The organism is Kitasatospora sp. NPDC091257, from assembly GCF_044757675.1.
GTDB lineage: Bacteria > Actinomycetota > Actinomycetes > Streptomycetales > Streptomycetaceae > Kitasatospora > Kitasatospora lactacystinica.
This window is the reverse complement of sequence record NZ_JBIVVI010000494.1, coordinates 1-6,244: the sequence shown is the minus strand read 5'-3', so window position 1 is coordinate 6,244 and position 6,244 is coordinate 1. Positions and strand designations below refer to the sequence as shown.

General features: G+C 71.2%; 6 protein-coding genes. 5 read left to right on the top strand and 1 reads right to left on the bottom strand.

Features of this window, described 5'->3' with window-relative positions:
* The first annotated feature begins 95 nt into the window (after positions 1–95).
* From ACIQOV_RS22430 to ACIQOV_RS22415, 4 genes are all read left to right on the top strand, one after another.
* Positions 96–311 carry an MbtH family protein gene (locus ACIQOV_RS22430; RefSeq protein WP_401051022.1) on the top strand — a complete coding sequence of 72 codons (216 nt, stop codon included), beginning with the start codon at positions 96–98 and terminating at the stop codon, positions 309–311.
* On the top strand, positions 308–1,459 hold the full coding sequence (locus ACIQOV_RS22425; RefSeq protein ID WP_401051019.1) for a Glu/Leu/Phe/Val dehydrogenase dimerization domain-containing protein: 1,152 nt from the start codon (positions 308–310) through the stop codon (positions 1,457–1,459). The genes ACIQOV_RS22430 and ACIQOV_RS22425 overlap by 4 nt, the downstream gene beginning before the upstream one ends.
* Positions 1,460–1,750: 291 nt before the next feature.
* A complete protein-coding gene (locus tag ACIQOV_RS22420; RefSeq protein ID WP_401051017.1) occupies positions 1,751–2,602 on the top strand; it encodes an aldo/keto reductase in 852 nt (283 codons plus the stop codon).
* Between the two features lie 565 nt (positions 2,603–3,167).
* On the top strand, positions 3,168–5,018 hold the full coding sequence (locus tag ACIQOV_RS22415) for an APC family permease (RefSeq protein ID WP_401051024.1): 1,851 nt from the start codon (positions 3,168–3,170) through the stop codon (positions 5,016–5,018).
* Between the two features lie 118 nt (positions 5,019–5,136).
* Here the strand turns inward: ACIQOV_RS22415 and ACIQOV_RS22410 are convergent, their stop codons facing one another.
* Entirely contained in the window at positions 5,137–5,499 is a 363-nt protein-coding gene (locus ACIQOV_RS22410) for a hypothetical protein (protein ID WP_359908853.1), read from the bottom strand.
* A 460-nt stretch (positions 5,500–5,959) separates the two neighbouring features.
* On the opposite strand from ACIQOV_RS22410, the gene ACIQOV_RS22405 reads away from it, so the two are divergent.
* A complete protein-coding gene (locus ACIQOV_RS22405; RefSeq protein WP_045694210.1) occupies positions 5,960–6,163 on the top strand; it encodes a cold-shock protein in 204 nt (67 codons plus the stop codon).
* Positions 6,164–6,244: the final 81 nt, after the last annotated feature.

Sequence of the window (6,244 nt, the reverse complement as noted above, 5' to 3'; positions counted from 1 at the left end):
CCTCGGCACCCGCCCCGACGCCGGCCCCGAACCGGCTCCACCCGTCCGCCGCCCGGCGGACCCCCCACCCACCAGCGACATCCGGAGGTAACGCCATGACCAGCGCGGCAACCGAGCAGTGGAAGGTCGTCGTCAACGACGAGGAGCAGTACTCGATCTGGTCCGCCGACCGCGAGTCGCCGGCGGGCTGGCACGAGGTCGGCGTACAGGGCGCGAAGGACGAATGCCTCGCGCACATCGACCGCGTGTGGACCGACATGCGCCCCCGCAGCCTGCGCCTGCGGTCCGTCCCGGAGGACGGTGCGCAGTGAACCCGGCGCTCGCACCGCACGGTGCGCGCGGGGCGACCGGGCCCGTGCTCTCCACCGCCCTGGACCTACCGGAGTGCCGGGCCCGGGGCTGGGTCGTCGTCGACTCCATGGTCGACGGCCTCGCCATGGGCGGCACCAGGATGACCCGGACGGTGACCGAGCAGGAGCTGACCGGGCTCGCCAGGGCGATGACCCACAAGCTGGCGCTGGTCGGCCTGCCCATCGGTGGCGCCAAGGCCGGCATCGCCCCCGACCCGGGCGCCGGCGTCGAACGGGAGGCGGTGATGCGGGAGTTCGGCCGCGCCGCGGCCCCGCTGCTGCACGGCGGGGTGTACCTGGGGTGCGACCAGGGCACCACCTACGCCGACCGGCGGCTGGCCTTCGAGGCCGCCGGGTACGACGTCACCCGCCTCCCCGGCACCACCCGCCTCACCGTCGGCTGGGCCGAACTGTGGGACCACATGGCCGACATCACCGGGTTCGGCGTGGCCGTCGCGGTACTCGGCGCTCTACGGGCCTCCGGCGCGCGGACCCCGCAGCGCATCGCGATCCAGGGCTTCGGCACCGTCGGGCGCGCGGTGGCCGGTCACCTGGCCGCCCACGGCCACCGGGTGGTGGCCGTGGCCGACGTCCGGGGCACCGTCGAGGACCAGCGCGGACTGCCCGTCGCCGAACTCGCCTCGCTCACCAGCAGCGACGGCACGATCGACCGGAACCGGCTGCCCGACCGGGCCACGGTCCACGGCCCCGGGCAGGCGTGGCTGCACGTCGACGCCGACGTGCTGGTGCTGGCGGCCTCCGCCTCCGCGGTCGACGAGGAGGCGGTGCCCGCGGTCCGGGCCCGCCTGGTGGTCGAGGGCGGGAACCTGAGCTGCACCGCGCCGGCCCGCCGGCTGCTGCGCGAGGCCGGTCACACCGTCCTGCCGGACGTGGTCGTCAACGTCGGCGGCGCGGCGGCGACCGGCTGCGTGCTCACCGGGCTGGCCCCGTCCGACCTGCCGCTCCCCCAGCTGTCCGCGTGGCTGCGCGAGTGGATCGCCGCCAGGATCGCCAGGAACTGCGAGCTGGTGCAGGAGCTGAGCGCCACGGGCAGCGCCGATCCGGTCGCACAGCTCCTCGGTTCGCGCGCCGCCCCGGCCGAGGGGTGATCCGGTGACCTTGTCGGGCAGTCCCTGCCCGACACCGTCCGTGGTGACCGTTCCCGTGCTCGCTCCGCCTCCGTCGGCGTGGAAACGACGCGCGGGCGCGCATCGCACGGGTCATGGATAGAGTGCGAACCACCATGGCGCGGCACCGACGTGCGCGGACCCTCGGACGGCCACCCGGGCGGAGCAGCAGGCCGCCGGACGGCGCTCCACCGGCGTCCTGGCGGCGATCACCGAAGCCACCGGCCGACCTACCACCGCCCCCTTTCCATCCGGTCCTCTCCAGGAGCCCCCGTGCAGCACGTCACCCTGAACAACGGCGTCCGGATGCCGATCCTCGGCTTCGGCGTCTACCAGATCCCGGCGGACCGGACCGAGCAGGCCGTCACCGAGGCCCTCGCCGCCGGCTACCGCCTGCTGGACACCGCCGCCGCCTACGGCAACGAGGAAGCCGTCGGCCACGCGATCAAGAACAGCGGAATCCCCCGCCAGGAGCTGTTCGTCACCACCAAGCTCTGGGTCCAGGACGCCCCCGCCGAGGCCAACACCCGCCGCGCCTTCGAGACGTCCCTGGCCAGGCTCGGCCTGGACCACGTCGACCTGTACCTGATGCACCAGCCCTACGGCGACGTGTACGGCCAGTGGCGCGCCATGGAGGCCGTCAACCGCGAGGGCCTGGCCAGAGCGATCGGCGTCGCCAACTTCCACCCCGACCGACTCCTCGACCTGGTCCTCAACAACGAGATCACCCCGGCGGTCGACCAGATCGAGACCCACCCCTTCTTCCAGCGCGCCGCCGACCACGCCCTCATGCGCGAGCACGGCGTCCGGCACCAGGCCTGGGGAGGCTTCGCCGAAGGCAGGAACGACCTGTTCACCAACCCCGTCCTCGCCGGGATCGGCGAGGCGCACGGCAAGTCCGTGGCGCAGGTCGTGCTCCGCTGGCTGATCCAGCGCGACATCGTCACCATTCCCAAGTCGGTCAACCCCGACCGGATGGCGCAGAACATCGACGTCTTCGACTTCGCACTCACCGACGACCAGATGTCCGCCGTCGCCGCCCTCGACACCGGCACGACGCTGTTCTTCGACCACCGGGACCCCGAGATGGTCGCCTGGCTCAGCCGGCGCCGCCTGGACAGCTGAGCACCGCGGCGCCCGTCCGCCGCGCGCCGAACCGGTTCTCGCTCTTCTTCGAGGACCGGCTCAGCATCCCATGACCGCAGGGACGTGCACGAAGCCCCTTGCACGCCCTGCCGAGCGCGTGGCGGCTTGAGGTGTGCCTTGCGCCGGGCCGGGGGCGCCGTGCGTAACACTGTGTCCCGTGTCAAGTACAAGCCGTGGCGACAGTGGCAGTGCCCAGGAAGGCGGGGCGCCGAGCCCCGACGCCCCGCTGTCGGCGCTGGACGCGGAGCAGCTCGCGGTGTTGAGCCGGGTGGGACTTGAATGGGGCCGGGTTTCCGGGGATCCGCAGGCCTGGCGGCGTGCGCTGCCGGTGGATCCGGATCTCGGTCGCTATCCCGCTCCTTCGGAGGTCCTGCCGGTCCGCTTCGGTCGTTTCGTGCGGGTCGCCGCGATTGGCGGGCAACCGCCGGCGGTCGAGGCGACCGGCGAGGGCCTGTGGACTTCCCGGCTCGGCCGGGTCGGTTCCAGGGTGCGGCACGTGGTGCTCGGGGCTCCACTGCGGAGTACCGCGATCGCGCACGAGCGGATGCGCAAGCTTGTGGCGTTGCCGGTGCTCTCCGCCGACGCGCTCTCCTCGGTCGCGTACGGGCCCGAGGCGATGCTGACCGTCCTCGTCCTCGCCGGTGGCGCCGGGTTGCGGTACTCGGTGCCGATCGCCGTGACGATCGTGTTCCTGATGCTTGCGGTCGGGGTGTCCTACCGTCAGACGATCCGCGCCTATCCGCACGGCGGTGGTTCGTACATCGTGGCCACCGCCAACCTGGGCCGCGTTCCGGGGCTGGCGGCGGCTGCCGGTCTGATGACCGACTACATCCTCACGGTCGCGGTCTCGATCGCCTCCGGGATGGCGGCGGTCACCTCGGCGCTCCCGTCGCTCGAACCCGACATTGTGCCGATCGGCGTCGTCGTGATCGCCGTGCTGCTCGCGGGGAACCTTCGCGGCGTGCGGCAGGCGGGTGCGCTGTTCGCCGCACCGACGTACGCCTTCGTCCTCGCGGTCCTCGTACTCGTCGTCGTGGGTCTGTCCGATGCGGCCGACCGCGGTTTCCACCCGACGGCGACACCACCGTTGACCGCGACCGAGGGCGTCGGCCTGCTCCTGGTCCTGCGGGCCTTCGCCTCCGGCTCGACGGCGATGACCGGTATCGAGGCGATCTCCAACGCGGTACCCGCCTTCCAGCCGACCGAGTGGCGCAATGCCCGCACGACACTGACCTGGATGGTCGGCCTGCTCGTCGCACTGTTCGCGAGCACGATCGCCCTGGTCCACCTCGACGGCATCGTCCCGAACTCACAGGAGACGGTCCTGTCGCAGCTCGCCCATCGCACCTTCGGGTCGAGCTTCCTGTATGTCTTCACCCAGGCCGCCACCGCCGCGATCCTGCTCCTCGCCGCCAACACCGCCTACAACGACTTCCCCCGCGTCCTGTACCTGTTGGCCCGCGACCACCAGGCACCACGGATCTTCCTGCGACTGGGCGACCGCCTGGCGTTCAGCAACGGGATCATCCTGCTCTCCGCCGCCGCGGCGGCGATCTACGCGGCGTTCGGCGGCAGGACCGGCCCGCTGATCCCGCTCTACGCCGTGGGTGTCTTCCTGGCCTTCACGCTGTCACAGGCAGGCATGGTCGTGCACTGGTGGCGGCTGCGCGACCGCCACTGGCGCAAGAGCCTGGCCTTCAACGCCACCGGCGCCCTGCTCTCAGCGGTCGTCTTCGTCACCGCCGGCATCACCAAGTTCACCGAGGGCGCCTGGTTCGCCGTGCTCACGGTGGGACTGTTCATCCTGGTGACGACAAGGATCCGGCACCACTACGACACGGTCCGTGCAGCAGTCGCCTTGCACCCCCACGCCGTCGAAGTCCCCAGCCGTACCATCACGCCGCCGGGCCCGGGGGCCGGCATGCCACGAGCCGCCCGGCCCCCGGCGGCGGTCGAGGCCGGGGCGGAAGCGGAGAGCGAGGAGACCCCCGAGGAGATCCACCCGCTGTCGATCGTGCCGGTCGCCACACTGGACCAGGCCGGCATGCGAGCCCTCGCCTACGCCGCCTCGCTCCAGCAGCCCGTCCTCGCGATCCACATCAGCTCCAGCGCGGACGAGGCCCAACGCTTCCGCGAGTACTGGAACCTGTGGGGCGACCACCTACCGCTGAAGATCGTCCTCTCCCCCTACCGCGCGATCGTCGCACCGCTGATCGACTACATCGAGTCACTGCACCACCAGCGCCCGGACCTCACCCTGACCGTCATCCTCCCGGAGATCGTCGTGCGGCACTGGCGCCACCGCCCCCTGCACAACCGACTCGCCGCTCGGCTGCGGCGGGCACTGCGCCCCCTGCCGAAGGTCGTCGTCACGACCGTCCCGTTCCACGTCTAGCAAGCGGCGGCACCGTGGCCGGACCGCCCGCCACCCCGGCGCAGTGCCGGGGCGGCGGGCACGGAGGCATGTGGGCGTAGGAGGCAAAGCCCTGCGACCACTCGGCCTGCCGGGGCTGTCAGGTGTCGGAATAGCTGAGGTCCCCGATCGTCCAACTGCTGATGTCCTCGATGGCGATGCGGTACATGCCGCCGGTGTGGGGCAGCGCGAAGTCGCCCTGCAGGATCTTCGCCCGGTGGAGGTGGAGGTGGGTGGGCCGTGCGGGCGGACCGTCCGCGGGCGGGGCGAAGAGGGCGGCGAACGGCTTCAGGTGATCCGAGGCCTGGAGGACCTCCGCCACCCGTTCCCACCACAGGGCCACCGGTGCGAGTCTGCCGGTGATCACCGCGCCGGGGACCACCACGGTCAAGGCCATCTGGTTGCTGTGCTCGGACTCCACCATCGCGGCGATGTCGACGAGCAGCCCATCAGGGTTCGACATGGTTCCCAGGGTAGGGCACGGCCCGGTCCCCATACGTGTCGCGGGTGAAGCGGTCGCCGACGGGGACGTGTCCCGTTCGGAGTGCGCCAGGGCGCAGGGGTGCGCGGTCGGACACGGCGCGCCCAGAGGATTCACCCCGGTGGGAGGCGCCGCCACGGACCGTGCTCGTCATGCCAACCATCTTGCCCTCAAAGCCTGTTGGGTCCCTGCCTCGCTCGGGACCGGCGGCCCCGGACGAGGCTGCCCCGAAACCGGAGGTGAAATATCCGCCCGTTGCCCGCCCGGGCCTGCTAGAGTCGTTTCAGTTGCAGTAGTGGTTCCCATGAACTTTGTGTGCGCCTGCTGATGTATTACGCAGGCGCATTTTTGTTTCCCGGCTCTTCCCCGGGTGGGTGCTCATCGCGGCGACTCGGAGCTCGCGCTGTGCGTGCTTCGGCAAGCCCCTTGAAGGAGATTTTTAATGGCTAATGGCACCGTGAAGTGGTTCAACTCGGAAAAGGGCTTCGGCTTCATCGAGCAGGAGGGTGGCGGCCCGGACGTGTTCGCCCACTACTCGAACATCAACGCCAACGGCTTCCGTGAGCTGCTCGAGGGCCAGAAGGTGGAGTTCGACGTCACTCAGGGCCAGAAGGGCCCGCAGGCCGAGAACATTCGCCCGCTGTAATTCTTCTGCCACGGCACCCGCCAAGCAGCGAGGGGCCCGCACCGCGTACACAATGCCCGGTGCGGGCCCCTCGGCGTTGCC